Annotated in this window: 28 protein-coding genes and 3 tRNA genes; 17 read left to right on the forward strand and 14 right to left on the reverse strand. The window is 44.8% G+C overall.

The genetic code is table 11. The annotated features are described in order from the left end of the window. Window positions 1-16 precede the first annotated feature (16 nt). The 3 genes from C2757_RS04560 (at window position 17) to C2757_RS04570 (ending at window position 316) form a co-directional block, all read left to right on the forward strand. Window positions 17-92: transfer RNA gene (locus C2757_RS04560), tRNA-Ala, on the forward strand. Between the two features lie 34 nt (window positions 93-126). Next, window positions 127-202, forward strand: a tRNA-Glu gene (locus C2757_RS04565). A 37-nt stretch (window positions 203-239) separates the two neighbouring features. Continuing rightward, window positions 240-316, forward strand: a tRNA-Asp gene (locus tag C2757_RS04570). 52 nt (window positions 317-368) lie between these two features. On the opposite strand, the gene C2757_RS04575 is transcribed toward C2757_RS04570, so the two are convergent. Both C2757_RS04575 and C2757_RS04580 read right to left on the reverse strand, forming a co-directional pair. After that, the gene (locus C2757_RS04575; RefSeq protein WP_215376660.1) at window positions 369-1,076 is read right to left on the reverse strand and encodes a M48 family metallopeptidase; all 708 of its coding nucleotides are present in this window, start codon (window positions 1,074-1,076) and stop codon (window positions 369-371) included. A gap of 127 nt (window positions 1,077-1,203) precedes the next feature. Next, window positions 1,204-1,812 carry a hypothetical protein gene (locus C2757_RS04580; RefSeq protein WP_215376663.1) on the reverse strand — a complete coding sequence of 203 codons (609 nt, stop codon included), beginning with the start codon at window positions 1,810-1,812 and terminating at the stop codon, window positions 1,204-1,206. Between the two features lie 150 nt (window positions 1,813-1,962). Between C2757_RS04580 and hyi the strand changes: the two genes are divergently transcribed. From hyi to C2757_RS04605, 5 genes are all read left to right on the forward strand, one after another. Further along, entirely contained in the window at window positions 1,963-2,742 is a 780-nt protein-coding gene (gene hyi, locus C2757_RS04585; protein WP_215376665.1) for a hydroxypyruvate isomerase, read from the forward strand. A 27-nt stretch (window positions 2,743-2,769) separates the two neighbouring features. Continuing rightward, a complete protein-coding gene (glxR, locus tag C2757_RS04590; protein WP_215376669.1) occupies window positions 2,770-3,669 on the forward strand; it encodes a 2-hydroxy-3-oxopropionate reductase in 900 nt (299 codons plus the stop codon). 6 nt (window positions 3,670-3,675) lie between these two features. After that, window positions 3,676-4,263: a YqiA/YcfP family alpha/beta fold hydrolase gene (locus C2757_RS04595; protein ID WP_215376672.1), complete on the forward strand. Its 588-nt coding sequence runs from the start codon at window positions 3,676-3,678 to the stop codon at window positions 4,261-4,263. A 79-nt stretch (window positions 4,264-4,342) separates the two neighbouring features. Continuing rightward, a complete protein-coding gene (locus C2757_RS04600) occupies window positions 4,343-4,912 on the forward strand; it encodes an HNH endonuclease (protein ID WP_215376675.1) in 570 nt (189 codons plus the stop codon). 92 nt (window positions 4,913-5,004) lie between these two features. Continuing rightward, a complete protein-coding gene (locus C2757_RS04605) occupies window positions 5,005-5,919 on the forward strand; it encodes a DUF3108 domain-containing protein (RefSeq protein ID WP_251366801.1) in 915 nt (304 codons plus the stop codon). Here the strand turns inward: C2757_RS04605 and C2757_RS04610 are convergent. From C2757_RS04610 to mltG, 7 genes are all read right to left on the reverse strand, one after another. Beyond that, window positions 5,916-6,443, reverse strand: coding sequence for an ion channel (locus C2757_RS04610; protein WP_215376678.1), 528 nt, complete (start codon window positions 6,441-6,443; stop codon window positions 5,916-5,918). The genes C2757_RS04605 and C2757_RS04610 overlap by 4 nt on opposite strands. Window positions 6,444-6,476: 33 nt before the next feature. Next, window positions 6,477-6,989 (reverse strand): hypothetical protein, encoded by a 513-nt coding sequence (locus C2757_RS04615; protein WP_215376681.1) that lies wholly within the window; start codon window positions 6,987-6,989, stop codon window positions 6,477-6,479. A gap of 78 nt (window positions 6,990-7,067) precedes the next feature. After that, window positions 7,068-7,760, reverse strand: a complete 693-nt coding sequence (locus C2757_RS04620) for an ankyrin repeat domain-containing protein (RefSeq protein WP_251366705.1) — start codon at window positions 7,758-7,760, stop codon at window positions 7,068-7,070. An 8-nt stretch (window positions 7,761-7,768) separates the two neighbouring features. Continuing rightward, the gene (locus C2757_RS04625) at window positions 7,769-8,560 is read right to left on the reverse strand and encodes a TatD family hydrolase (protein WP_215373075.1); all 792 of its coding nucleotides are present in this window, start codon (window positions 8,558-8,560) and stop codon (window positions 7,769-7,771) included. A gap of 31 nt (window positions 8,561-8,591) precedes the next feature. Then, window positions 8,592-9,731, reverse strand: coding sequence for a DNA polymerase III subunit delta' C-terminal domain-containing protein (locus C2757_RS04630; protein ID WP_215373078.1), 1,140 nt, complete (start codon window positions 9,729-9,731; stop codon window positions 8,592-8,594). Then, a complete protein-coding gene (gene tmk, locus C2757_RS04635; RefSeq protein WP_371817010.1) occupies window positions 9,732-10,370 on the reverse strand; it encodes a dTMP kinase in 639 nt (212 codons plus the stop codon). A 5-nt stretch (window positions 10,371-10,375) separates the two neighbouring features. Continuing rightward, window positions 10,376-11,437, reverse strand: a complete 1,062-nt coding sequence (mltG, locus tag C2757_RS04640) for an endolytic transglycosylase MltG (protein WP_215373081.1) — start codon at window positions 11,435-11,437, stop codon at window positions 10,376-10,378. A gap of 143 nt (window positions 11,438-11,580) precedes the next feature. Here mltG and C2757_RS04645 point away from each other — a divergent pair, with 143 nt between their 5' ends. Both C2757_RS04645 and C2757_RS04650 read left to right on the forward strand, forming a co-directional pair. Next, window positions 11,581-12,453, forward strand: a complete 873-nt coding sequence (locus C2757_RS04645) for a folate-binding protein YgfZ (protein ID WP_251366706.1) — start codon at window positions 11,581-11,583, stop codon at window positions 12,451-12,453. Window positions 12,454-12,475: 22 nt separating this feature from the next. Continuing rightward, on the forward strand, window positions 12,476-13,333 hold the full coding sequence (locus tag C2757_RS04650; protein ID WP_215373087.1) for an NRDE family protein: 858 nt from the start codon (window positions 12,476-12,478) through the stop codon (window positions 13,331-13,333). A 2-nt stretch (window positions 13,334-13,335) separates the two neighbouring features. On the opposite strand, the gene C2757_RS04655 is transcribed toward C2757_RS04650, so the two are convergent. Next, window positions 13,336-13,827 carry a PaaI family thioesterase gene (locus C2757_RS04655; RefSeq protein WP_215373090.1) on the reverse strand — a complete coding sequence of 164 codons (492 nt, stop codon included), beginning with the start codon at window positions 13,825-13,827 and terminating at the stop codon, window positions 13,336-13,338. Between the two features lie 55 nt (window positions 13,828-13,882). On the opposite strand from C2757_RS04655, the gene C2757_RS04660 reads away from it, so the two are divergent. From C2757_RS04660 to C2757_RS04680, 5 genes are all read left to right on the forward strand, one after another. Continuing rightward, the gene (locus tag C2757_RS04660; RefSeq protein ID WP_215373092.1) at window positions 13,883-15,349 is read left to right on the forward strand and encodes a YdiU family protein; all 1,467 of its coding nucleotides are present in this window, start codon (window positions 13,883-13,885) and stop codon (window positions 15,347-15,349) included. A 29-nt stretch (window positions 15,350-15,378) separates the two neighbouring features. Beyond that, window positions 15,379-15,801, forward strand: coding sequence for a peptide-methionine (R)-S-oxide reductase MsrB (gene msrB, locus C2757_RS04665; RefSeq protein WP_215373095.1), 423 nt, complete (start codon window positions 15,379-15,381; stop codon window positions 15,799-15,801). A gap of 24 nt (window positions 15,802-15,825) precedes the next feature. After that, a complete protein-coding gene (locus C2757_RS04670) occupies window positions 15,826-16,374 on the forward strand; it encodes a septation protein A (protein ID WP_215373097.1) in 549 nt (182 codons plus the stop codon). After that, window positions 16,371-16,655 carry a BolA family transcriptional regulator gene (locus C2757_RS04675; RefSeq protein WP_215373100.1) on the forward strand — a complete coding sequence of 95 codons (285 nt, stop codon included), beginning with the start codon at window positions 16,371-16,373 and terminating at the stop codon, window positions 16,653-16,655. Before C2757_RS04670 ends, C2757_RS04675 begins: the two co-directional genes overlap by 4 nt. 115 nt (window positions 16,656-16,770) lie before the next feature. After that, window positions 16,771-17,499 (forward strand): peptidylprolyl isomerase, encoded by a 729-nt coding sequence (locus tag C2757_RS04680; protein ID WP_251366707.1) that lies wholly within the window; start codon window positions 16,771-16,773, stop codon window positions 17,497-17,499. Window positions 17,500-17,505: 6 nt separating this feature from the next. Here the strand turns inward: C2757_RS04680 and C2757_RS04685 are convergent, their stop codons facing one another. From C2757_RS04685 to C2757_RS04700, 4 genes are all read right to left on the reverse strand, one after another. Further along, complete coding sequence (locus C2757_RS04685) at window positions 17,506-18,765, reverse strand: MFS transporter (RefSeq protein ID WP_251366708.1); 1,260 nt, start codon at window positions 18,763-18,765, stop codon at window positions 17,506-17,508. Further along, window positions 18,677-19,792 carry a chorismate synthase gene (gene aroC / locus C2757_RS04690; RefSeq protein WP_215373105.1) on the reverse strand — a complete coding sequence of 372 codons (1,116 nt, stop codon included), beginning with the start codon at window positions 19,790-19,792 and terminating at the stop codon, window positions 18,677-18,679. The genes C2757_RS04685 and aroC overlap by 89 nt, the downstream gene beginning before the upstream one ends. 54 nt (window positions 19,793-19,846) lie before the next feature. Then, window positions 19,847-20,302, reverse strand: a complete 456-nt coding sequence (locus C2757_RS04695) for a CBS domain-containing protein (RefSeq protein WP_215373108.1) — start codon at window positions 20,300-20,302, stop codon at window positions 19,847-19,849. Window positions 20,303-20,388: 86 nt separating this feature from the next. Next, a complete protein-coding gene (locus C2757_RS04700; RefSeq protein WP_215373113.1) occupies window positions 20,389-21,237 on the reverse strand; it encodes a YhjD/YihY/BrkB family envelope integrity protein in 849 nt (282 codons plus the stop codon). Between the two features lie 22 nt (window positions 21,238-21,259). Between C2757_RS04700 and wrbA the strand changes: the two genes are divergently transcribed. Both wrbA and C2757_RS04710 read left to right on the forward strand, forming a co-directional pair. Continuing rightward, window positions 21,260-21,859, forward strand: coding sequence for an NAD(P)H:quinone oxidoreductase (gene wrbA / locus C2757_RS04705; RefSeq protein WP_215373116.1), 600 nt, complete (start codon window positions 21,260-21,262; stop codon window positions 21,857-21,859). A gap of 5 nt (window positions 21,860-21,864) precedes the next feature. Continuing rightward, window positions 21,865-22,254: a DUF2069 domain-containing protein gene (locus tag C2757_RS04710; protein WP_215373119.1), complete on the forward strand. Its 390-nt coding sequence runs from the start codon at window positions 21,865-21,867 to the stop codon at window positions 22,252-22,254. Window positions 22,255-22,330: the final 76 nt, after the last annotated feature.

A 22,330-nucleotide genomic window follows, 5' to 3' on the forward strand; every position in this document is an offset into this window, starting at 1 on the left:
TTTATTGTGGGATTTCGGGGGTATAGCTCAGCTGGGAGAGCGCTTGCATGGCATGCAAGAGGTCAGCGGTTCGATCCCGCTTATCTCCACCAAGCATTCAAAATAGCCGTATTTTTAGTAGTCCATGTCCCCATCGTCTAGAGGCCTAGGACATCACCCTTTCACGGTGAGTACGGGGGTTCGAATCCCCCTGGGGACGCCAAATTTTTGGTAGTTGTACTAAGCAGTTGTTGTAATTTGGAGCGGTAGTTCAGTTGGTTAGAATATCTGCCTGTCACGCAGAGGGTCGCGGGTTCGAGTCCCGTCCGTTCCGCCAAGACATTTAAAAGCCCCTTATTGAAGGGGCTTTTTTATTTCATGGATCTGTCTTATTTGTAGTGAGGTTTAGGTGCTTGTTTATAAAGCGGCATCACAGCCGGCATGAGTTCTGTTAACTGTTCAATTCTCGTTTCACCGGAGGGATGGGTCGACAGAAACTCTGGGGGATTCTTTCCTTCTGTGGCTTTGAGCATTTTCTTCCAAACACTAATGGCTGCCTCGGGGTTGTATCCTGCTCTTGCTGCCAGTTCAAGACCGATAGCATCTGCTTCAGATTCATTTTGTCTGGAGTTGGGTAGCACTAGTGCGTATTGGGCAACTTGATTAGCCGCACCCGCTATAGCCCCATAACCGGTGGCTGAGACAACATTAAGGGCTACATTTTGAGCTACTGCTTGCGAAATTCTTTCTCTGCCGTGTTCACGCAAGGCATGGGCAATCTCATGTCCCATGATGGCAGCAATCTCATCATCAGTTAAATTGAGCTGTTCAATCAAACCAGTATAAAAAGTGATCTTTCCACCTGGAGCACAAGTCGCATTTAGTACCGGAGCATTAATCAAGCTAAGCTGCCAATTCCATTGGCGAGTGTCATCGCGAAATATTTCCGTTTGAATAATCAAGCGATTAGAAATATATTTCAAGCGATCATACGTGGGCCCAGTTGTAATGAGAATATTCTTTTCTCGCGCCTTTTGGTTTTGTTCGTTAAAGCTTGAGGCCGATATGCGGTCTACCTCGGCAGAGGAAACCAGCATGAACTGTGATCGATTGACACCTACCGCCCCCGATCTTGTGGTGTTAGCACAAGCCAGGAGTAGGGTGCAAAGAGCTATGAGAAATGCTAAGCGAATACTAAAAAACTGAAATTGCATTCACCAATCATTATTTCTTGGGTGTTGTGATGGATGCCGCCATTGCGTCATAGTAGATGACTTTTACCTGCTCACCAACGTTAACGTCTTTTAACAGCTCAGGATTCTTAACAGTCACTGTGGTTACTTTGCCGCTTGGTCCCTTCACTGAAACCAGCTTCTTTTCACGATCCACAGAAATAATGTCGGCAATGATAGTTGTCTTATTAGCAATCTTTTCAGATGGCATTTCATTGGCTTTTGATTGAGTTACTGTGCTGGTCTCAACTTTGCTGCGAATGCCATCACTTTTGGTTTTGATTAGCTCGATCGCTACAGCCAATTCATAGGTGACATTCACACGATCACCTTTTTTGATTTGATCAAAATTCGTAATTTCAGGTCCAGCAACAAACTTAGAAGTACCTTCTTTGTTTTTAAAGGTTAGGGTTCTGGTTTTCTTGTCAATCTTAACCACTTCGCCTTCATAAAGCTGATAGCGGTTTTCTACAGCAGCGGCATCAATCACCATCGGTTTTTGTGATGCAGAATCGGCTGGGGTAGTTTGGGCAAAAGCCAATAATGGAGCGGCTAATACAGCTGCCAAAACCATGGAAACGGGGGTTAATTTGATATTCATTATTTTCCTTAATTAATCATCAATCCTATCTGTGATATTAGCTCACTTTTATTAATTTTCATCCCAAAAGGGGGCGTTTGGCGCCAAGGACGCATCTCCCCATCTTTGTTAAGATCACCACTTAAATTCAAAACCCAATAAGAGTAATAAATGCCTAAATTTGCAGCCAATCTGACCATGCTTTTTAATGAAGTACCGTTTTTAGATCGTTTTGAACGGGCCTCTAGGGCTGGATTCAAGGCTGTGGAATTTTTGTTCCCCTATGCGTTTTCACCCATAGAAATCAAGGAAAAATTAGAGCGATTCCAACTAAGTCTAGTTCTTCATAACCTACCTGCAGGTGATTGGGATGCTGGCGAGCGGGGCATTGCTTGCCTTCCAGATCGTGTGGAAGAGTTTCGGGCGGGTGTAAGTAAGGCAATTGAATATGCCAAAGTTTTAAACGTTCCTCAACTGAATTGCTTGGCTGGAAAAATCCCAGCAGGCATTGATGATCATTTACTACATCAAACTTTTGTGGATAACCTCAAGTACGCAGCTACTGAGTTGCATAAAGAACATCTCAAATTACTCATCGAGCCCATCAATAACTTTGATATTCCCGGGTTCTTCTTATCCAAAACTCAGCAGGCAATTGATGTTTTAGATGAAGTCGGTGCAGAGAATGCATTTGTTCAATACGATATTTACCATGCGCAACGCATGGAAGGCGAGCTTGCCAATACCATTCAAAAATATCTCAATCGAATCGCTCATATTCAACTGGCTGATAATCCAGGGCGTCATGAGCCAGGCACTGGTGAAATTCACTATCCCTATATATTTCAACTGTTAGACAAAATTGGCTATCAGGGCTGGATTGGCTGTGAATACAAGCCAGCAAGTGCTACTGAGGTTGGGCTGGGCTGGCTTGAAGAATATCAATCATAAAAATTCATATAAAGACATGGAGACAAAATGACTGCAACATTAAAACTCGGGTTTGTTGGACTTGGCATCATGGGGGCACCGATGGCTGGCCATCTGGTGAAGGCAGGTCACGAAGTATTTATTCATACTCGTAGCAAAGTGCCTGCTGACCTTGCTAACTCATCTGCTATTCAATGCGGTAGCCCTCAAGAAGTAGCTGAAAAAGCGGACATCATTTTCACGATGGTTCCAGATACTCCTGATGTTGAAAAAGTATTATTCGGAGAGCGGGGTATAGCATCTGGTCTTTCAAAGGGAAAAATTGTGGTCGATATGAGCTCAATTTCTCCAATAGCAACGAAAGAATTTGCTAAGAAAATCAATGCTCTTGCTTGCGATTATTTAGATGCCCCAGTATCCGGCGGTGAAGTTGGCGCTAAAAACGCCACACTCTCGATTATGGTGGGTGGCGATGACTCTGTATTTGAGCGAGTCAAGCCTATTTTTGAGTTGATGGGCAAGAATATCAACCTGGTAGGCGGAAATGGAGATGGTCAAACAGCTAAAGTTGCCAACCAAATCATCGTAGCACTCAATATCGAAGCGGTGGCTGAAGCGCTCTTATTTGCCGCAAAGGCAGGAGCCGATCCTGCTAAGGTACGTCAAGCTTTAATGGGCGGATTTGCCAGCTCTAAGATTTTGGAAGTGCATGGCGAGAGAATGGTCAAGCGCACCTTTGATCCTGGTTTTCGGATTGAGCTGCATCAAAAAGATTTAAATCTTGCACTTAACAGTGCTCGAGCATTAGGGGTGTCATTACCCAATACTGCTACCGCTCAAGAGCTATTTAATTCGTGCTCGGCACACGGAGGAAAAGCCTGGGATCACTCCGCCATGGTCAAGGCTTTGGAAAAACTGGCTAATTTTGAAATTGGTCAAAAGGCTTAAGGGATTATGACTGCAAGCTTACTAGTCTATTTACATGGTTTTAGATCTTCACCGAGATCGAGTAAAGCGGTAATGACAGGCGAGGCTATTAAAGCTTTGTCGAGTCCTGAAAATCCAATTGAATGGTATTGCCCACAATTACTTGCTTCACCCAAAGCAAGTATGGATATGGTTATGCAACATATTGATGCTTCTCATGCAGATAGAGTTGTGGTTATTGGCTCATCCTTGGGTGGTTTTTATGCAAACTTTCTGGCTGAAAAATACGGGTGTAAAGCAGTAGTACTCAACCCTGCGGTTCGTGCTGCCCGTGAACTTGCACCACATGTTGGCTTGATGACCGCTTACGATAGTGATGAGCCTTTCGATTTCAGGCCAGAATATATAGAAGAGTTAAAAGCCCTACAAATTGAACGGATTTCTGATCCCAGTCGCTACTTCTTGATTGCCGCAAAAGGCGATGAACTGTTGGACTGGAAAGAAATGGCCGAGTTTTATCCAGGTGCCTATCAATTGGTCTTGGAAGGCAGTGATCATGGAATCGCAGACTACCCAGACCATCTTCCCAAGGTATTGGACTTTATCGCTGCTTAGATGATTGATTGACACAAACTTCTTCTGTAATATTAGTCAAACGATCGATGGCTTTGCCTAGGTCTAGAAAGGAGAGTTTGTGCTGAGCATCTTGAAATTAGACGCTGGTGGGATTCCCCAGGGTTGGGTGAATGCTGAAGAAGCAACAAAACATTACGCCGACAAGAGTGTTATTTGGACGCTAGGCGATCCTATCAAAAAAATGCGTGGCGGTATTTCTAGAGAAAGTGGTTTGCAATCAGTCATTGAGTTGCACTCAATCATTGCGATTAAAGGCAGTGCCAAAATTAATCTCTTTGATGTTGTTCCAGTCATCACTAAGCACAAACTTTTTAAACGAGACCGTGGTCTCTGCGCCTATTGCGGTGATGCGATCTATGAATCTCAAGCTGAAGCTGAACACATCATTCCCAATAGCCGTGGTGGTAAGTATTCTTGGATGAATTTAGTCATTTCTTGCAGACCCTGTAATCAACGCAAAGGTAATCGCACCCCTGAACAAGCAGGCATGGGTTTACTCTACACGCCATACCTTCCAAGCCTATATGAAGACATGATTCTAAAAGGGCGCAATATTCTTGCGGACCAGATGGATTTTCTGGCGGCTAACCTCCCAAAAAATAGTCGCTTACTTGAGGGCTATCTCTGAGTTTTTGGCAAACTCAACTAGAGCAATCGAACGCTGGTAAGTTTGTAGCAAGCAAATCTTGGCGCCTTCTGTTCATTGCGCTGGCGCTATCTGTGCTGGGACATCTACTACTGTTCTTTGGTCTGCCGCTTTTCCCATTTGGTTCTTCGGGTGATATACCAGATGACCTCATCATTCGAACTGAGCTCAAGCTTGAGCCTCCCAAAAAAATTCAGATGGCTAAGGCGCCAAAAAAGAAGCTTATTGCCGACGCATCTTCAAAGGGTAAATTAGAAGATCAAAAACTCATTGGTGAGCAGGGTGGCGCAGTTAATCAATCTGGTACGGCTTTTAAGCTGCCAGAGTCTGGAATCCTATATTACGATGCCTACCTTGATGGACAACCCATCCAAACCGGGGAAATTGATTGGATTGTTGAGGGTAATAGCTATCGCCTCTATATCAATATCCCTTACGCGTTTGTGGGCCCCTTTGTTTTTGAATCCAGGGGCACTGTAGATGCTTATGGCATTGCACCATCGATATATTGGTCGCAACGGGGAACAAAGCCGCCACGCTACTCACGCTTCGATCGTGATGACAAAGGGGAAGGGCAGATGTTCTTTTCAGAAAAACCTGAATTTACACCCACGATTTTGCCCGGTACTCAAGATCGTTTTAGCCTGATGTTTCAGTTTGCATCTTTGTTAAATGGCGATAGCAAGATTGATGAATCCGGCAGCATTAAAGCCATTCCAGTTGTGGATTACAACACTTTAGAAATGTGGCAATTTAAAAGTTATGGTGAGACTATTTCTGATGCGATACCGAGTTTAGGTAATGCAGTGAATCGCCATTACGCCTTAATGCAGCGTGAAAGTGATCCTTATAAGCGGCAAATTGATATTTGGTTAGCCAAAGATTTGGAATGGCTTCCAGGCAGAATCAAATCTCAAGATACAAACGGCAGGGTAGTGGAGTTAATCTTTAAGCAAAAAAGCCCTGTACCGCAAACAATGAAGCCTTAAAAGCCCGTTCCTGATTTTGGGTTTTGACTTGGACGATTTAACAATGCGCCCATCATGGAGTACAAGGCCGCTCCAGACATGGATACAGCAAATATCCCAGTAAAGGAAATGATGATCGGCAGTATTCTCCAGTGCTCTGATAGTTTGTAATCTCCATAACCAACGGTTGTATACATTTCGCCAGCAAAGTAAAACGTTTGGGGATTTGTTGGAAAAACTTTCAATCCAACACAGATATATGTCCACATCACTATCTCACTTAGGTGACTTGCAATTACCAATAGGATGGCGATGAAATATGCAATAAAGCTTCCCCCAGCAACCTTTTTCTTTATCAAGAATTGGTTAATGAAGTGATATGCACCAGCTATAGCTAATACAGCAAAGCCATGAACCGCGAGCATGCCACAGGCAAAAATAACCAATTCCCATATCTTGCCGTTGCCCATATCAATATTGATTTGATGAAATAGGGTGGCAAAACTCGGGAGGTCCGCGTTGCGAAATAAATCCAAAAGGAGCATGGCTAATTACCGAATTTCAATAGACTTGGAATACTAAGAGGACTTAGGGCTCTTTGCCGTTTGTCCAAAAGTTGACATTAGTAGTGTATAGAGTGCCGCCCCTGAAATGGCTATCGCAAATAAGCCTGAAAAAGAGATCAGAATCGGCAAAATTCTCCAACGCTCTCCAATATTGTAGATAGGGTCGTTGTGATCTAAGTTGGTATACATTTCTCCAGTAAAGTAAAAGGTCTTGATAACGCCTGGGAAGACATTGACGCTTACTATTGCATAGGTCCAGATGAATATATCTACTAAGTGGCTTAGCAATATGAGAAGTACCACAATAAAATAAATCAGGATATCGATATTTTTGGTTTTTTCACTTCCATATTTTTTGTTGAAGGCGCTCAAACAACCCATGACAAACAAGACCAACAGACCATGTATCAGCACAACCATTACCGAAACAAAGCTCATCAGCCGGATGCCAAAGTCTGTTAAACCATTCGTAATCTCATAAAACACTGTCAATACATTAGGAAGGGAGTGTAGGTATTCAATCAATTGCTTATCTCTGTTCTGATCAATTTAGTGATTCTATATCTTGTTTGACATAATAATGATTATACGCAAGTAGTCATATCAGGGCTTCGGGAGTTTAGCCTTAGGATCCCTGACATACGGCTTCTTATAAAGCTTTATCCAACGAGACCTCAGCCCATCTCCGATCCAAGGCTTCTCATAAATATCGGCAATATCAATCGCAGTAAAACCAAGTGAATTGCGCAATTGAATATCAGCGCCTTTATCAAGCAATAATTTAACCATCTGCTCATTACCAGACTGAACAGCCATCATTAAAGGCGTGGTGTCATTGAGGCTTCTAGAGTCAACTATGGCACCTTCAGATAGCAAAAATTCGGCTACAGATACTTGGCCTCTTGCGCTGGCGTAATGAAGCGGCGTCCATGCGATATGGTCAATTGCAGCATGGTTTTTCTCTACCAACCTCTTCACTAGGGGTAAGTTTCCTTGGATTGAGGCAATCATTAACGGGGTTTCACCGTTCTTATTCGATAAATCCACATCAATATTCTGATTGTTTAAGAGTACATCTATAACCTTATCGGAGTTGTCTTTAATGGCTAGAAGCAGCATGGGGTTGCCATTAGAGTCTACGGCATTTGGAGTGACACCTTTTGCTAGCAATGATCTAACCTCAGAAGCATTGTCGAATTTTGCAGCTTTTACAAAGTCATTTATCTGGTCTGCGGTTTGGCTTAAAGCAGCCTGGCTAAGGGCTAAAAAGACAGATACGGTAAGAAATTTATTCAATTGAATTCTCATAAGTATGCTTTATCTACTTGAAAACATTGATAAAAATTCTCAGATGTCTGCTTGGCCAAGGAGTCAATAGAGACACCCTTGAGTTCCGCAATAAATTCACCGACCTTGGCAACCCAGGCAGGCTCATTTATCTTGCCCCGATAAGGAATGGGCGCCAAATATGGTGAATCGGTTTCAATCAACATCCGGTCCAGAGGCACCTGCTTACAGGTCTCTTGCAAATCCTTGGCACTCTTAAAGGTCACAATTCCTGAAAAGGAGATATAAAACCCCAAATTCATTGCCTCCTTGGCAACAGCTAGGCTTTCAGTAAAGCAGTGCATAACCCCACCTATTTGCTCAGCCCCCTCTTCCTTTAGGATGCGAATAGTGTCTTCTGATGCCGAACGTGTGTGGATGATTAATGGCTTTTGTGACTGAATGGCGGCCTTGATATGGGTTCTGAAACGCTGTCTTTGCCATTCCATTGATTCATAGCTGCGATCACCCATTCGGTAGTAATCGAGACCCGTCTCTCCAATGGCAATGATTTTGGAGTGTTTTGAGGCCGTATCAACAAGGAACTCGAGGCTTGGTTCATGGGTATCTTCGTAATCCGGATGCACACCAACCGATGCATATAAATGCTCATGATCTTCAGCAAGCTTTAAAACATTGGGGAAGTTAGGCAAATTCACTGACACACACAAAGCCTTATTAACCTGGGCGTCTTCCATATTCTGGAGCACCTCAGGGAGACGCGACTGGAATTCTGGGAAATCGAGATGGCAATGAGAGTCGATAAACATAAGCCCCCATTTTAGACTGCTCTAAGCCAAATCAGGCCTCAAAGATTTGTTGGTATTGAGAAAGCAGCGCTTCAAGCTGTACTCGGTTAGCCAGTGGATGATTTTCATGCCGGCGGGCTTGCAGAAGAGATTTCCAAAAAAGATGCAATTTTGGAATCTTGGTAGATTGGGCTAAGCCTTGAATGGTAGAAAGATGCCTCGGGTAATAACGAGGTGAAGCCCCTTGTGCAACTGACTGCAAATCGGAGACCCAGCGTTGCATGGCAGCTAGCAAATAAGCATATTGAGCTTTATGGGTTTTTTCAGCTGTATCTAGCCAATTGATGCGACCACCTTGCGACATTGCCTGAAGTAAATAGCGTGTTGCCTGAATTGAAATACTCAACTCATCTTTATCGTCTTGATGATGTCTGGCAAGCAATGATTCCAAAACAGCATACGGTGCCCCGCCCTGCTCATCGTAGATCGAATCAATATCACTATCGTTCACCTTCAAACCCTTGACCCCTGCTAACTGAGAGCGCAACCACGACAATCCAATTTCACGATCAGGCCGAGGGGCAGTCAATAAGCGACAGCGGGAACGTATTGTAGGCAGAACGCGATCGACACGATCGGCCAATAGGATAAAAATGGTATTGGCAGGCGGCTCTTCTAAGGACTTCAATAATGTATTGGCAGAATCGGCACGCAGCATTTCAAGGGGGTAAATGAGGATGACTCTATTGCCGCCTCTATGAGAGCCAATGGAGAGGCTTTCAATAGCACTTCGAGTTTCTTCAATGGAAATCACTTTCTTTTCTTTTTTCTCACTAGGTTCACCATCCGAATCCTCCCGCGCAGCCTTAGTCTTTTTGGGTGGCTCATCACTTTCGTAGTTGGCAAAAGGTAAGAATTTTCGGTGAGTTTCGGGCACAAGCGCGATAAAGTCTGGATGATTGCCGGTATTAAACCAATGACAAGCTTCGCATTGCATGCAAGGACGCGCAGCAATATCTTTACTCTCACATAAAAGCGCTTTAGCTAACTCTAGAGCAAAGGTAAATTTACCGATACCGGATTGACCATGCAGCAAGATCGCATTGGGGATATTGTCAAAATCCATGCCATCCCATAATGGTCGCAGCCAAGGTGCCACTTGTTTTTTCCCAGAAAGGGATGAATCCAGCATTTAGATTTCCAATTCCAGATTCTGCAAGCCACTCCAAATGACCTCTGGAGTTTGAGTGGCATCAACCAAATGAAAGCGATTAGGATCTGCTTTAGCACGACGTAAATACTCTTGGCGAACTTTCTCAAAAAAATTCAAATCCATCTTTTCAAATTTATCTGGTGCGCGTACTTTGGATCGACGAGCTTCTGCAACTTCACCTGGCAAGTCGAATAGAATCGTTAAATTGGGTTGAAGCAATTGGCCAAGAGCTCGCCCTTGCACCCAGCGCTCAAGATCATTTAACTTTTCAAGGCTCAGCCCACGGCCTCCACCCTGATAAGCAAAGCTAGCATCTGTGAATCGATCAGAAATAACAATCTTTCCAGCAATCAGGGCCGGCTCAATAATCTGAGCGATGTGCTCGCGCCGCGCTGCAAACATCAGTAATGCTTCAGTTTCTAAATTCATGGGGGCATCTAGTAACAAAGCTCTTAATTGCTCACCCAATGGAGTTCCGCCAGGCTCTCGAGTCATTACCACCTCACGCTTTGGATAGCGCTCTTGGATTAATTTTTGAAAGGACTCTATATGAGTGCTCTTGCCTGCACCGTCAATGCCTTCAAAACTGATGAAAAATCCTGGATACATTGATGTCATAGTGCTTATTGAGAATGGAGTTTGCGTTGGTATTGGTCTACAGCTGCCTCATGCTCTTTGAGGTTATGAGAAAAGTGACTACTGCCATCTCCCTTAGCAACAAAATAGATTGCATTGCTTTTAGCCGGATGTGCGGCGGCTAGCAAGGATTCCTTACTAGGCATCGCTATTGGAGTTGGTGGTAGACCCTTGCGCATATACGTATTGTAGGCAGTGTCCTTACGTAGATCTGCTTTACGTAAATTTCCGTTAAATTGGGGGCCAATTCCATAAATGACAGTGGGATCAGTTTGCAAGAGCATTCCACGGTTAAGTCGATTCGTAAACACTGCAGACACCAAAGCCCTATCGCTGGATCGGCCTGTTTCTTTTTCGATGATGGAGGCCAGAATAAGGAGTTCATAAGGTGTTTTTAGGGGGGAATTTGTCTCCCTCTGAGGCCAGATAGTAGTTAATTGTTTTTGCATGGCTTGAGAGGCTCTGCGATAAATGACGATATCAGACTCATCAGGATCAAATATATAGGTATCTGGCAGAAATAAGCCTTCGTCACTTGGGTAATTTAAGTTGAGGGTTTGTAGGAGCGCTTTTGAGCTCATCCCTTTAGTCTGATGTATTAATTCTGGGTGAGCGTCTATCAGTGTACGCAACTGCCAGATCGTCATACCTGGAATAATTGCAATACTTTCTTTTACCCGATCGCCACGGGCAATCTGCAACAGAATATTTCCTAAACTAGCTCTTGTGGCTAAGAGATAGGTTCCCGGTTTAAGCCTAGCGCCAATAAAAAGCGCTCTAGCACTCAACTGAAATATTACTGAAGGTGTCGATAAGCCCTGCTCACTAAGTTGTGCGGCTATACTTGCAAGACCCGATTGTGCTTGGATTTTGACTTTATAAACTGCAGGATCATTAGTATTGGGGGTGCTCGGCACTACTGGCCATAAAAAGATTGCGCCATAAAGAATCGCTAATCCAGCGATGCCAGCATAGATCCACGTTTTGATAGTAGAGCCAGATGGACTTTTGCTGGAGAAAAGGCCGTTCCTCTGATTTTTTCTTCTCATCAGGCTATGATAAAAGGGTCATGATAACAGCCACCCAAAACTCCCAAATATCAGGGTCTTTGCCCTCCTCCCTAACTACCCTGCCTCAATGGGGGCTGATATTTGTGGAGGGGGCAGATGCAGCTAGCTTTCTTCAGTCCCAATTGAGTAATTCAGTTTTAGGGCTTAAGCCTACCAAGCCCACTGATATTGCCCAGTCTCACGAATCCGTCAGACTCGTTGGCTACTGCAATCCCAAAGGCAGATTATTAGCTAGCGCGTGGCTCGGACTATTCCCATCAGGCGATGATTTTGTTGATCGATTCGCTTTATTCATCTCCAAAGACTTGGCCGCTGCTACTGCAAAAAGATTGGCGATGTATGTATTGCGCTCTAAGGTTGCGGTTGTAGATGCTTCCTCCAGCTGGAATGTGTCTGGATTTTATGGATCCCCGATAGAAATAGCAGCACTACAGAACAAGGCTGAACAAGTTACCCTACGGATTCCAGATGTGCTGCTTGACCAGCAAAGCTATGGACGAGTTTTGATCGCTCAGCCAAATCTGAATCTAGATCAAAACGCTAGCGCCAATGATTCTGCATGGAACTATCTCGAGGTGATGAGCGCTATCCCACGTATTGTTTTGGCTACTCAAGAACAGTTTGTGCCGCAAATGATTAATTTTGAATCCGTAGCCGGAGTGGATTTCAAAAAAGGTTGTTACCCAGGTCAAGAAATCGTCGCACGCAGTCAATATCGCGGCGTTATTAAAAGGCGCTTGCAATTGGCGCATATCAACCAAGATATAGGGGTTACATCTATTGAGCCTGGGACAGAGCTTTTTCTCGCTCAAGAGCCTGATCAGCCTGCTGGTATGGTGGTTTTATCGGCAAACAATCCTTTTGATCCAGGAAGAATCGACTTCCAAATCGAGTGCAAGCTAGATGCGCTCGAAACTGGGGAAATTCACCTAGGAAGTACGAATGGACCTGTGTTAAAAATAGATGCATTGCCCTACCCTTTAATAGAAATATAGAGCTCCTTACTCCAAAACCAATATGTGCCTCATCCTTTTTGCCTGGAAATCTCATCCTGACTACCCCTTGGTGGTTGCAGCGAATCGTGATGAATTTTACGAGCGCGATACAGAAGGCATTGCTTGGTGGGATGAACACCCCCATCTATTAGCGGGTAGAGACCGCGCTGATGTTTTGGGTAGTCCTGGAACTTGGCTGGGCTTTACCAAGAGCGGTAAGTTTGCTGCACTAACCAACGTTAGAGCGCCTAGTGAAAAAAATCCAGATTCTCGAACTCGTGGCGAACTCTCTCTCATGTATCTCGCTGGTCAAGCTGCACCAGCGGAATTTATCCAAGAAAATGCCAAGCGCTTTCAGAACTACAACGGCTTTAATCTGCTGATGGCAGATCTGAGTAATCCAGAGAATGCGCAGATGCACTGGGTAAGCAATCGCATGATGCTGGGTCAGAATATTCGACCTCGTAAAGTCTTCCCCCATCAGCCTTTAGAAGCCGGTGTCTACGGGCTTTCGAATGCCATGTTAGATACCCCGTGGCCTAAGGTAAATCATCGCGTAGCCGCTTTTGCGCAGACCTTAGCAATGGATAGCGGACAACTCAAAAATGCAGATCAATATTTAAAGTTATTAGCAGATACCCACCATGCGAGCGATCATGAATTGCCGAATACTGGCGTTACTCGTGAATGGGAAAAAGCGTTGTCGCCAGCGTTTATTAAAACTGCTTCTTACGGAACCCGTTCAAGCACCATCCTCAGGGTTCGTAAGGATGGTCAATTTGAAATGGTTGAACGCCGCTTTGATGCTACTGGCACTGTGGGTCATGATGTGATTACAGGCGCCCTCACTACAGCCCCAGGCTCAAACTTATCAGTTTAGGTTTAATCGTTCTGTTCGCTGCGTAAATCGTCATTAATCACGCGCTCACCATCAGCATTGCGACTGGCTAGACGTTTAAGGTACTTAAATGTACCGGTTGCCATACAGCAAACTTCACCTTGATCGTTATAGAGCTTTGCTTCGCAGAAAGCCATGGTTGCTGTGCTTCTGACGGTATCTGCTTTAACACGCAGTACACCGTTGGCAGCCTGCATAAAATTATTCTTCAACTCAATGGTAACAACACTACGGTCCGCTGGATCTCCTGATCTAGCGGCCACTGCCATCGCTACATCCATCAGAGTCAATAAAACGCCGCCATGGGCAACCGCCCAAGTATTGGTATGTTCTGGCTTTAAGGCTAAGAGAATCTCACCCTTACCCATTTCAGCGCTAAGACAACGCACACCTAAGAGCTTTAAGAACGGAACGTTTAACTCTTCGCCTAAATTAGCCAACTGAGTCTGGGGATTGATCTGCACTTGTTTATTCATAGGGTTATTTTAGTAGCTTGTACCAAATTTTGGAAATCCACCTAGAATAGTTAGCATGGCCTTTCCATTACTCGGCGATGACGCCACTCATGCAGTACAACCGACCCCTATTCCCGATCCCTATTGGGTTGCATTTTCTACTTCGGCAGCAAAGTTGATCGATCTCCCACTGGGCTCAAATGATCTTCCAAAAGACTCTGCCTGGTTAGACCTTCTAGCTGGAAATACCCTGGTAACGGATGCCCATAGTTTCCCAAACCCCATTGCTACCGTGTATAGCGGGCACCAGTTTGGCGTTTGGGCAGGTCAACTTGGTGATGGTAGAGCAATTCTTCTGGGGGAAATTTCTGGACAAGAGCTCCAACTTAAAGGCGCGGGCAAAACACGGTATTCCCGTATGGGTGATGGTAGAGCAGTCTTACGTTCATCTATCCGCGAATTTTTATGTAGTGAAGCAATGCATGCTCTAGGCATTCCTACCAGTAGAGCCCTCGCAGTCGTAGGTTCTGATTTACCGGTACGTCGCGAAACAATGGAAACTGCAGCGGTATGCGCAAGATTAGCGCCGAGCTTTATCCGTATTGGTCACTTTGAGCACTACGCATCGACCAATAATATTGTGCGCCTTCAGGAGCTAGCTGATGAGTTAATCAAAGGTCATTATCAAAATGCTAGCAATCACAAAATTTCCTACTTAGAATTATTTAGACAAATCTGCGCACGCAATGCGAAGCTTGTTGCTCAATGGCAGGCAGTAGGTTTTTGTCATGGTGTTCTCAATAGCGACAATATTAGCGTCCTAGGCCTAACGATTGACTATGGTCCTTTTGGTTTTTTAGATCAGTTTCAGATTGACTTCATCTGTAACCATAGCGATCAAGCAGGACGATATGCCTATCACCGCCAACCGCAAATCATGCATTGGAATATGGCTTGTCTAGCAAGCGCCTTCATCCCCCTTCTAGCACTAGAACATTCAGAAGATGGGGCTCAGACCCTACTCAGTGAGGCATTAAGCGAATTTGCAGTGATATATGGACAGACATGGCAGGCGCTTTTTAGGGAGAAGTTGGGGCTTTTGACCACCCAAGAAGGTGATACTGACTTAATTGAAAGACTCCTCCAGGCCATGCATGACTCCAAGGTGGACTTCACAAATCTATTTCGCGGACTTTCTTCTGTAAGTGCTCGTAACACATCACAAGATGTCATTTTGCGAGACCATTTCATCGACCGTCAAGCAATTGATCAGTGGTTTAGTGATTACATTGCTCGTCTCAATGCAGAGTCCAGCGATGATATTGAGCGTAAGAAAAGAATGGATTCAGTAAATCCAAAATATATTCTGCGCAATTACCTTGCTCAAAAAGCGATCGATAAAGCTCAAGCAAAGGATTTCAGCGAGATAGCAAGCTTATTGAAAGTTCTGGAAAATCCATTCGCCGAACAAGATCAGTATGCAGCCTATGCATTACCACCATCACCAGATTGGCAGTCGGTTGAGATCAGCTGTTCATCATAAAATTATTCTATCTATTGAGCTTAAATCCTATGAAAAAAACAAATCAAGAGTACAAAGAAACATTAAGCGATATTGAATATCGCGTAACGAGAGAAGCTGCCACAGAGAGCCCCTTTTCTGGAAAATATTGGGACCACTGGGATCAAGGCCGCTATACCTGTGTTTGCTGTGGAACCCCCCTCTTTCTTTCTGATACTAAGTTTGATGCCGGATGTGGATGGCCGAGCTATAACCAGCCCGAACAAGAATCTGCGATTAAAGAAATTAAAGATACTAGCCATGGCATGATCCGGACTGAAGTGAGATGCGCCAATTGTGATGCCCATCTCGGACACGTGTTTGATGACGGCCCTCAGCCTACGGGTTTGCGCTATTGCATTAACTCAGCTTCCTTGACATTTGAGCCTAGTGGCAATGCCAAGCCAAGCGATCCGAGTAAATCAGATATCTAAAATAAATAGCTGGATAATGCTCAGATGAAATTTTTATTCGACCTATTCCCCATCATTCTGTTCTTCATCGCCTTTAAATTAGGTGATATCTACACAGCAACTATTGTTGCCATGGTTGCAACCATTGGTCAAATTCTCTGGGTTTACTATCGTCATCGCAAGATTGATGCAATGCAGTGGGTCAGTCTAGGCATGATTTTGGTATTTGGAAGTCTAACTATCTTCCTGCATGACAAAACGTTTATACAGTTAAAACCAACAGCGCTTTATTGGCTGTTTGCTGGAGCTTTATTCGTAAGTGCCCAATTTTTTAATAAGAATTGGATCCAAGTATTGATGGGCAAGCAAGTTACTCTCAAGCCCGCTAGCGCAAGTTCCATTTGGCATCGCTTAAATATGGCATGGGCAGCCTTCTTTTTCTTGATGGGTGCCCTCAACTTATACATTGCCTTTGAATACTCTGAAGAGACTTGGGTGAACTTTAAATTATTTGGGAGCACAGGATTGCTTGTGATTTTTGTCATCATCCAGGGCGTTTGGTTGGCACGACATATGGAGCATCCTACTCAATGAGTATTAATCAGGAGCGAATAAAGCGCTTTGAGCAAGATCTTCGCCAGGCCTTTGCTGTTGAGCTTCTCAATATAGAAGATGAGAGTCATCTCCATGCGGGCCATGCTGGAGCTGCTAGCGGTGGTGGACATTTCAAACTCACCATTGTTGCGCCTGAGTTTGCTGGCCTTAATTTAGTAGCGCGGCATCGCTCTATATATCAGGCCCTAGACTCCCATATTCCAACAGAAATTCATGCCCTGACTATTACAGCCCTGACTCCAGCAGAATATCAAGCTTGATTCCTCAATCTCTTTACATTACTGACCACCTTTAATCACTTTCAAAACTATGTTTAGCCCACGTAAAATATCAGTTATTAGCACTCTTATCGTCGCTCTCTTTTCGGCCAATGTTATGGCGCAAAATGCCGCCATTGTGAATGGAAAAGCGATTCCAAAAGCGCAGCTAGATAAGTTGGTCCAAAAATCTGGACAAGCTGATAATCTTCAAGTTCGTGATCAAGCACGGGAAATGCTGGTAACCCGCGAGTTAATTTTGCAAGAGGCCAATAATCGCGGCGTGATCCAAAAAGAATCTGTACGTGACCAGCTAGAACAAGCCCGTATCGGAGTGCTAGTAGCTGCAGTATTTGAAGATTATGTAGAAAAGGAAGGCGTTGCTGAGGCCGACCTCAAGGCTGCGTATGAAACTGTCAAGAATCAATATGTTGGCAAGGAATACCATGTTGAGCACATCTTGGTAGAGAAAGAATCAGATGCAAAAGCCATCATTATTCAACTGAAGTCCGGTGCCAATTTCGAAGACATTGCCAAAGCGAAGTCAAAAGACCCTGGCTCTGCTAAAAATGGTGGTGATCTTGGTTGGGTATCAGATAAAGCATTGGTTCCGGAGTTCTCAAAAGCCATGGTTCAATTAAAGAACGGTCAAACAACGGATAAACCCGTTAAATCTCAATTTGGATACCATGTCATCAAAGTTGTTGATTCTCGTGACGTGAAGGCGCCAAGTTATGAAGATATGAAAGATCAGTTAAAACAGATGATCATGGCCGATCAAAATTGGCAAAAAGCGAAGTTCACTGAAATGATGCAAAAACTTCGTGCCAAAGCAAAAGTTCAATAAAACCAATTAACTCTTTTGGTGATGACGGGGCTTGAGTTTTTGAATCGCCATCCCCGCTAAACCGCAAGCAAAGGCTGACATCACAAACACGTCTCGCGGCTGAGACAAGTCCCAAATCCAGCCAGCACATAAACCGCCGATCGTTCCGCCCAGGCCATACGATACGGTTGCCATTAAAGCCTGACCTCGAGCTTGTAGTGGGCCAGTAAACCAGCGCTGCAGCAATTTGGTAGCAGCACTATGGTGGGCAGCAAAGGTTCCCGCATGAAGTACTTGTGCAAAGATCAATACTGAGGTGATTGGTAGAAATGCAATCAAAATAAAGCGTACTACGCCAACCCCAAATGCGCCTTGCAAAACGACTTCTGGATCTAAACGACTCAATACTTTACTTTGGAAATAGAAGAAGATCACTTCTGCAAATACACCTAATGCCCAAAACAGACCAATTTGAAACTTGTTGTAGCCCAAGTTAGCAAGGTATAAAGAATAAAAAACGTATAAGGCGGCATGAGCAAAAACCATAAAGAAGCCAGATATTAAGAACCACCTGACGTCTGGATTTTTAAGAACTCCCCAAAACTCCCCCTTCACCATCACCCGTCGTTCCATTTTGGGTTCGTGCAACAAGAAGGTAACCAAAGCTAGCGCCAGCAAAACAATCGTACCAATCACTGGATATAGTTCAATAGATTTGCGCTGAAATAACTCGCCTGCCGCTAGCACCATAAAGATAAAACCAATGGATCCCCATAGTCGTAAACGACCATAGCGCTTATCAAATGAATTATCTTTAAATAGAGCATGCACTGTAGCGGACTCACCAAGTGGCATCAGACTGCTCAAGATAGTGTGCAGTACAAACATCCAGATGAAGAAGCTGAGGTAGCTGTGAAGAAAATAAATTGCTAGGAAGACAATTGAGGCCAAACAGGCGCAAAAGCGGATGATGCCAACCCGATTAGATAGGAAATCAGAAAGCCAACCCCAGGAAAAAGGGCCTATGATTCGAGTGATCTGCAGCATGGACATCAATACCGCAATCTCAATAACGCTAAAGCCCCGATCCAGGAAAAATAAGCTGGCGTATGGTGACACTAAGCCAACATAGGCAAAATATAAAAAGAAAAAGGACCCGAAGGCCCAGCGCAGAGAAGCCGTCATTGAAGTGAGAAGATCAATCCAATGTTGAACCTGGACGGGCTGCTGGAATCGGCTTAACCGGTAGTGAAACATCCGCGCATTGAGCACGGTGACGCAGCGCATGATCCATCACCACCAGCGCCAACATGGCTTCAGCTATCGGTGTCGCGCGGATACCAACGCAAGGATCATGACGACCTTTAGTTTGAACTGTGATCGGATTGCCATTCAGATCAACAGACTGTTTTGGACTCATGATGCTGGATGTGGGCTTAATGGCGATTGAAACTCGCAAGTCTTGACCAGTACTGATACCACCTAAGGTGCCGCCAGCATTGTTGCTCGCAAAGCCATCGGGATGCAATTCATCGCCATGCTCACTGCCTCGCTGTGCAACAGATGCAAAGCCAGAGCCAATTTCAACACCCTTGACTGCGTTGATACCCATCATGGCATGGGCAATATCGGCATCTAATTTATCAAATAGGGGCTCACCTAAGCCAATAGGAACATTGCGAGCACGCACCTCTATCCGCGCACCGCAGGAGTCCCCTGCTTTGCGTAACTCATCCATATAACTTTCTAGCTGTGGAATGATCTGTGCATTGGCGGCAAAGAATGGATTTTGATCAACCTGGGCAAGATCTTCAAATGGAATCTGAACTTCCCCGAGTTGGCTCATATAGCCGTAAAACTCGGTACCGAATTGTTCACGCAACCACTTCTTGGCGATAGCTGCTGCAGCCACGACTGGTGCCGTTAGCCTTGCAGATGAGCGACCACCACCACGTGGGTCACGAAAACCATATTTAAAGTGATAAGCGTAGTCAGCATGTCCAGGGCGAAAGGTCTGCAAGATATCGCCGTAATCTTGACTGCGTTGATCAGTATTGCGAATCAATAGGCCAATCGGCGCACCCGTAGTCTTGCCTTCAAAAACGCCAGACAAAATTTCTACCTTGTCTTCTTCGCTACGCTGAGTGACATGTCTTGATGTCCCTGGCTTGCGACGATCCAGATCAATCTGCAAATCTGCTTCTGAAAGCAACATCCCTGGAGGGCAGCCATCTACAACAGCCCCAATGGCGGGGCCGTGAGATTCACCAAAAGTGGTAACAGTAAAAAGGAGGCCTAAAGTATTTCCTGACATATCGACATTATGTCATCTGTCTGCGCTACAGGGGGCAGAACTGCCGTTTGAAGACTAGTTTGCAGTCTTTTCGGTATCTTCTGGCCAGTCGCGAATATAGGCCTTGAGCATGGTATTTTCAAAATCTTGGGCTTCAACCACCGATTTAGCCACGTCATAAAATGAAATCACGCCCATCAACATTTTGTGATCAACTACCGGCAAATAACGAGCATGATCGACCAACATCATGCGGCGGACATCATCAATCTCGGTTTCCATATTGCAGGTCAAAGGGTTTTGATTCATCACAGTACGAACCTGGAGGCCATCCAATTTTCCCTGATGTTTTGCTAATGCAGCAATCACTTCCCGGAAAGTCAAAATCCCCACTAATTTGTCGTACTCCATCACGACCAAAGAACCAATGTCATGCTCGCTCATGACTAATACTGCTGTTTGAAGAGCAGTCTCTGGGGCAACAGTAAATAAGGTGCTGCCCTTCACACGCAAAATGTCACGAACTTTCATTTGGTCTCCAAAACAATCGAATCAATCTATCTATTACTTCAATATATCCCCAAGCAAGCGGGGAATCAAGGCTTAAAAACCCCCTTTTAGTAACGAATAACCCTAATTACCCCACTGCGGATGCCAGGTAGATTTGCCACCAGAATTGCCCCGGCAAGGGTAATCCACCAAGTCATATAGATCCACAAGAGTCCCAAGGGGAAAATGGCGAAAGCTCCATATACCGTTTTATAGAAGGCAGTGTGCGTAAGAAAGATGGCATAACCAAACTTCATGATTTCAAAACTCAATGCTGCAATCAATGCACCCACAAAAGCATCCGACCAAAGAACATTGGAATACGGCAGAATTTTATAAACCACAGCGTATACACCCACTGCAAGAAAAATTGGCGCTACGGTTGCGGTGAAACGGAAACCAAACGATACCGCTGCAATCCAACCTTCAGAGGCACTAAACAAAATGCCGCTTAAATAAATTCCTAAACCCAGGAGCACTGGGCCTAAAAAAGTCGCACAGCTGTAGATGATGATCTTTTTAAGTAGGGGGCGATTTTTCTCAACCTTAAATATTTGGTTAAAGGCGCCCTCAATCACAGATAAAGTCATGATGGTAGTAATCACTAAACCAATCAAGCCAACATAAGTTAGACCACGTGCCTTAGAAGAAAACTGATCAAGATAAATAAAGACTTGTTGATTAATGCCACCAGGCATGTAGGTATCTAACAACCATGACCTAAATGCATTTTTCACTTGAATCACGCTGGGTAGATAGCCAATGAGAATCGTCGCAATGGTTAACATCGGCACTAAGGCCAAGGTGGTTGTAAATGCCAGGCTAGCTGCAATTTGATTGAGATTGAGGCCGCGATTGCGCTCCAAGAGCTCTTTAACCAGAGCAAGCCATAATTGAGGATTACGAATGAGGCGCATCGCCGTATCATAAGAGAAGAATATGAGCCAACACGATATTTTAGTTTTGTACTACTCCCGCTATGGGGCAACCAAAGAGTTGGCGCGCCTTATTGCCGAGGGCATTGAGAGTGTTCCCGGAGTAAATGCCCGACTGAGAACGGTCCCACCGGTTTCCACTGTCTGTGAATCAACAGAGCCAGCGGTACCTAGCGCTGGCGCACCCTATGTGGAATATGCTGACCTTCAGGACTGTATCGGCCTCGCCTTAGGCTCCCCTACCCGTTTTGGGAATATGGCGGCCCCCATGAAATACTTTTGGGATGGCAGCTCCTCGGAGTGGCTTAACGGTGCGCTGATTGGTAAACCTGCATGCGTCTTCACAAGCACTGGCAGCATGCATGGTGGCCAAGAAAGCACCCTCCTGACGATGATGATTCCACTACTTCACCACGGCATGTTCATTGTTGGCCTTCCGTATAGTGAACCCGATTTAATGACTTCAAATACCGGTGGGAGCCCCTATGGCGTTAGTCACTTAGCCCATGCTGACGGTAAGGCGCCAATCAGCCCTGAAGAGCAGCGCTTGGCCATAGCGCAAGGCAAGCGTTTGGCGCAAACCGCACTCAAGCTCTTAAAGTGACCCCTATGCTCAAGAAAATACTGGAAAAGAATCCCTACCAACTGCTGGCTACGGCTGCCTTTATAGATTTATTCATCCTCTGTGTTTGTTGGGAATGGTTTATTTCCCCACTGCGCCCGGGTGGCTCTTGGTTGATCCTAAAGGGAATTCCCCTCCTATTTGCCATCCCCGGCATTTGGAAAGGCAGGGTCTATACGATGCAATGGGCTTCAATGCTCATTCTCTTATACATCACAGAAGGTCTAGTTCGCATATTGGAGACCGGCCTCAATTTCTGGATGGCGGTCTTGGAAATCATCCTAGCAAGCACCGCATTTGTTTGCCTTCTCATCTACCTCAAGCCCATCAAAAAAGAGGCTAAAAGTTTGGCAAAAATGAAGGCTCATCAAGAGTAAATGGGCCTAAATTGGCCCATAGCCTCAGTTTGACCCTATTTTTGTAATTATTTTGACATTCCTGTCATCTCTACCG

It is taken from the genome of Polynucleobacter sp. MWH-Svant-W18, assembly GCF_018687495.1.
Taxonomy (GTDB): domain Bacteria; phylum Pseudomonadota; class Gammaproteobacteria; order Burkholderiales; family Burkholderiaceae; genus Polynucleobacter.

What these genes read in the sequence shown, in the direction of transcription:
- C2757_RS04575 (WP_215376660.1), bottom strand. Translation starts at nt 1,076, where the DNA reads ATGCTGGTTTCCTCTGCCGAGGTAGACCGCATATCGGCCTCAAGCTTT.
- C2757_RS04580 (WP_215376663.1), bottom strand. Translation starts at nt 1,812, where the DNA reads ATGAATATCAAATTAACCCCCGTTTCCATGGTTTTGGCAGCTGTATTA.
- hyi (WP_215376665.1), top strand. Translation starts at nt 1,963, where the DNA reads ATGCCTAAATTTGCAGCCAATCTGACCATGCTTTTTAATGAAGTACCG.
- glxR (WP_215376669.1), top strand. Translation starts at nt 2,770, where the DNA reads ATGACTGCAACATTAAAACTCGGGTTTGTTGGACTTGGCATCATGGGG.
- C2757_RS04595 (WP_215376672.1), top strand. Translation starts at nt 3,676, where the DNA reads ATGACTGCAAGCTTACTAGTCTATTTACATGGTTTTAGATCTTCACCG.
- C2757_RS04610 (WP_215376678.1), bottom strand. Translation starts at nt 6,443, where the DNA reads ATGCTCCTTTTGGATTTATTTCGCAACGCGGACCTCCCGAGTTTTGCC.
- C2757_RS04625 (WP_215373075.1), bottom strand. Translation starts at nt 8,560, where the DNA reads ATGTTTATCGACTCTCATTGCCATCTCGATTTCCCAGAATTCCAGTCG.
- C2757_RS04630 (WP_215373078.1), bottom strand. Translation starts at nt 9,731, where the DNA reads ATGCTGGATTCATCCCTTTCTGGGAAAAAACAAGTGGCACCTTGGCTG.
- tmk (WP_371817010.1), bottom strand. Translation starts at nt 10,370, where the DNA reads ATGACATCAATGTATCCAGGATTTTTCATCAGTTTTGAAGGCATTGAC.
- mltG (WP_215373081.1), bottom strand. Translation starts at nt 11,437, where the DNA reads ATGAGAAGAAAAAATCAGAGGAACGGCCTTTTCTCCAGCAAAAGTCCA.
- C2757_RS04650 (WP_215373087.1), top strand. Translation starts at nt 12,476, where the DNA reads ATGTGCCTCATCCTTTTTGCCTGGAAATCTCATCCTGACTACCCCTTG.
- C2757_RS04655 (WP_215373090.1), bottom strand. Translation starts at nt 13,827, where the DNA reads ATGAATAAACAAGTGCAGATCAATCCCCAGACTCAGTTGGCTAATTTA.
- C2757_RS04660 (WP_215373092.1), top strand. Translation starts at nt 13,883, where the DNA reads ATGGCCTTTCCATTACTCGGCGATGACGCCACTCATGCAGTACAACCG.
- msrB (WP_215373095.1), top strand. Translation starts at nt 15,379, where the DNA reads ATGAAAAAAACAAATCAAGAGTACAAAGAAACATTAAGCGATATTGAA.
- C2757_RS04670 (WP_215373097.1), top strand. Translation starts at nt 15,826, where the DNA reads ATGAAATTTTTATTCGACCTATTCCCCATCATTCTGTTCTTCATCGCC.
- C2757_RS04675 (WP_215373100.1), top strand. Translation starts at nt 16,371, where the DNA reads ATGAGTATTAATCAGGAGCGAATAAAGCGCTTTGAGCAAGATCTTCGC.
- C2757_RS04680 (WP_251366707.1), top strand. Translation starts at nt 16,771, where the DNA reads ATGGCGCAAAATGCCGCCATTGTGAATGGAAAAGCGATTCCAAAAGCG.
- C2757_RS04685 (WP_251366708.1), bottom strand. Translation starts at nt 18,765, where the DNA reads ATGCGCTGCGTCACCGTGCTCAATGCGCGGATGTTTCACTACCGGTTA.
- aroC (WP_215373105.1), bottom strand. Translation starts at nt 19,792, where the DNA reads ATGTCAGGAAATACTTTAGGCCTCCTTTTTACTGTTACCACTTTTGGT.
- C2757_RS04695 (WP_215373108.1), bottom strand. Translation starts at nt 20,302, where the DNA reads ATGAAAGTTCGTGACATTTTGCGTGTGAAGGGCAGCACCTTATTTACT.
- C2757_RS04700 (WP_215373113.1), bottom strand. Translation starts at nt 21,237, where the DNA reads ATGCGCCTCATTCGTAATCCTCAATTATGGCTTGCTCTGGTTAAAGAG.
- wrbA (WP_215373116.1), top strand. Translation starts at nt 21,260, where the DNA reads ATGAGCCAACACGATATTTTAGTTTTGTACTACTCCCGCTATGGGGCA.
- C2757_RS04710 (WP_215373119.1), top strand. Translation starts at nt 21,865, where the DNA reads ATGCTCAAGAAAATACTGGAAAAGAATCCCTACCAACTGCTGGCTACG.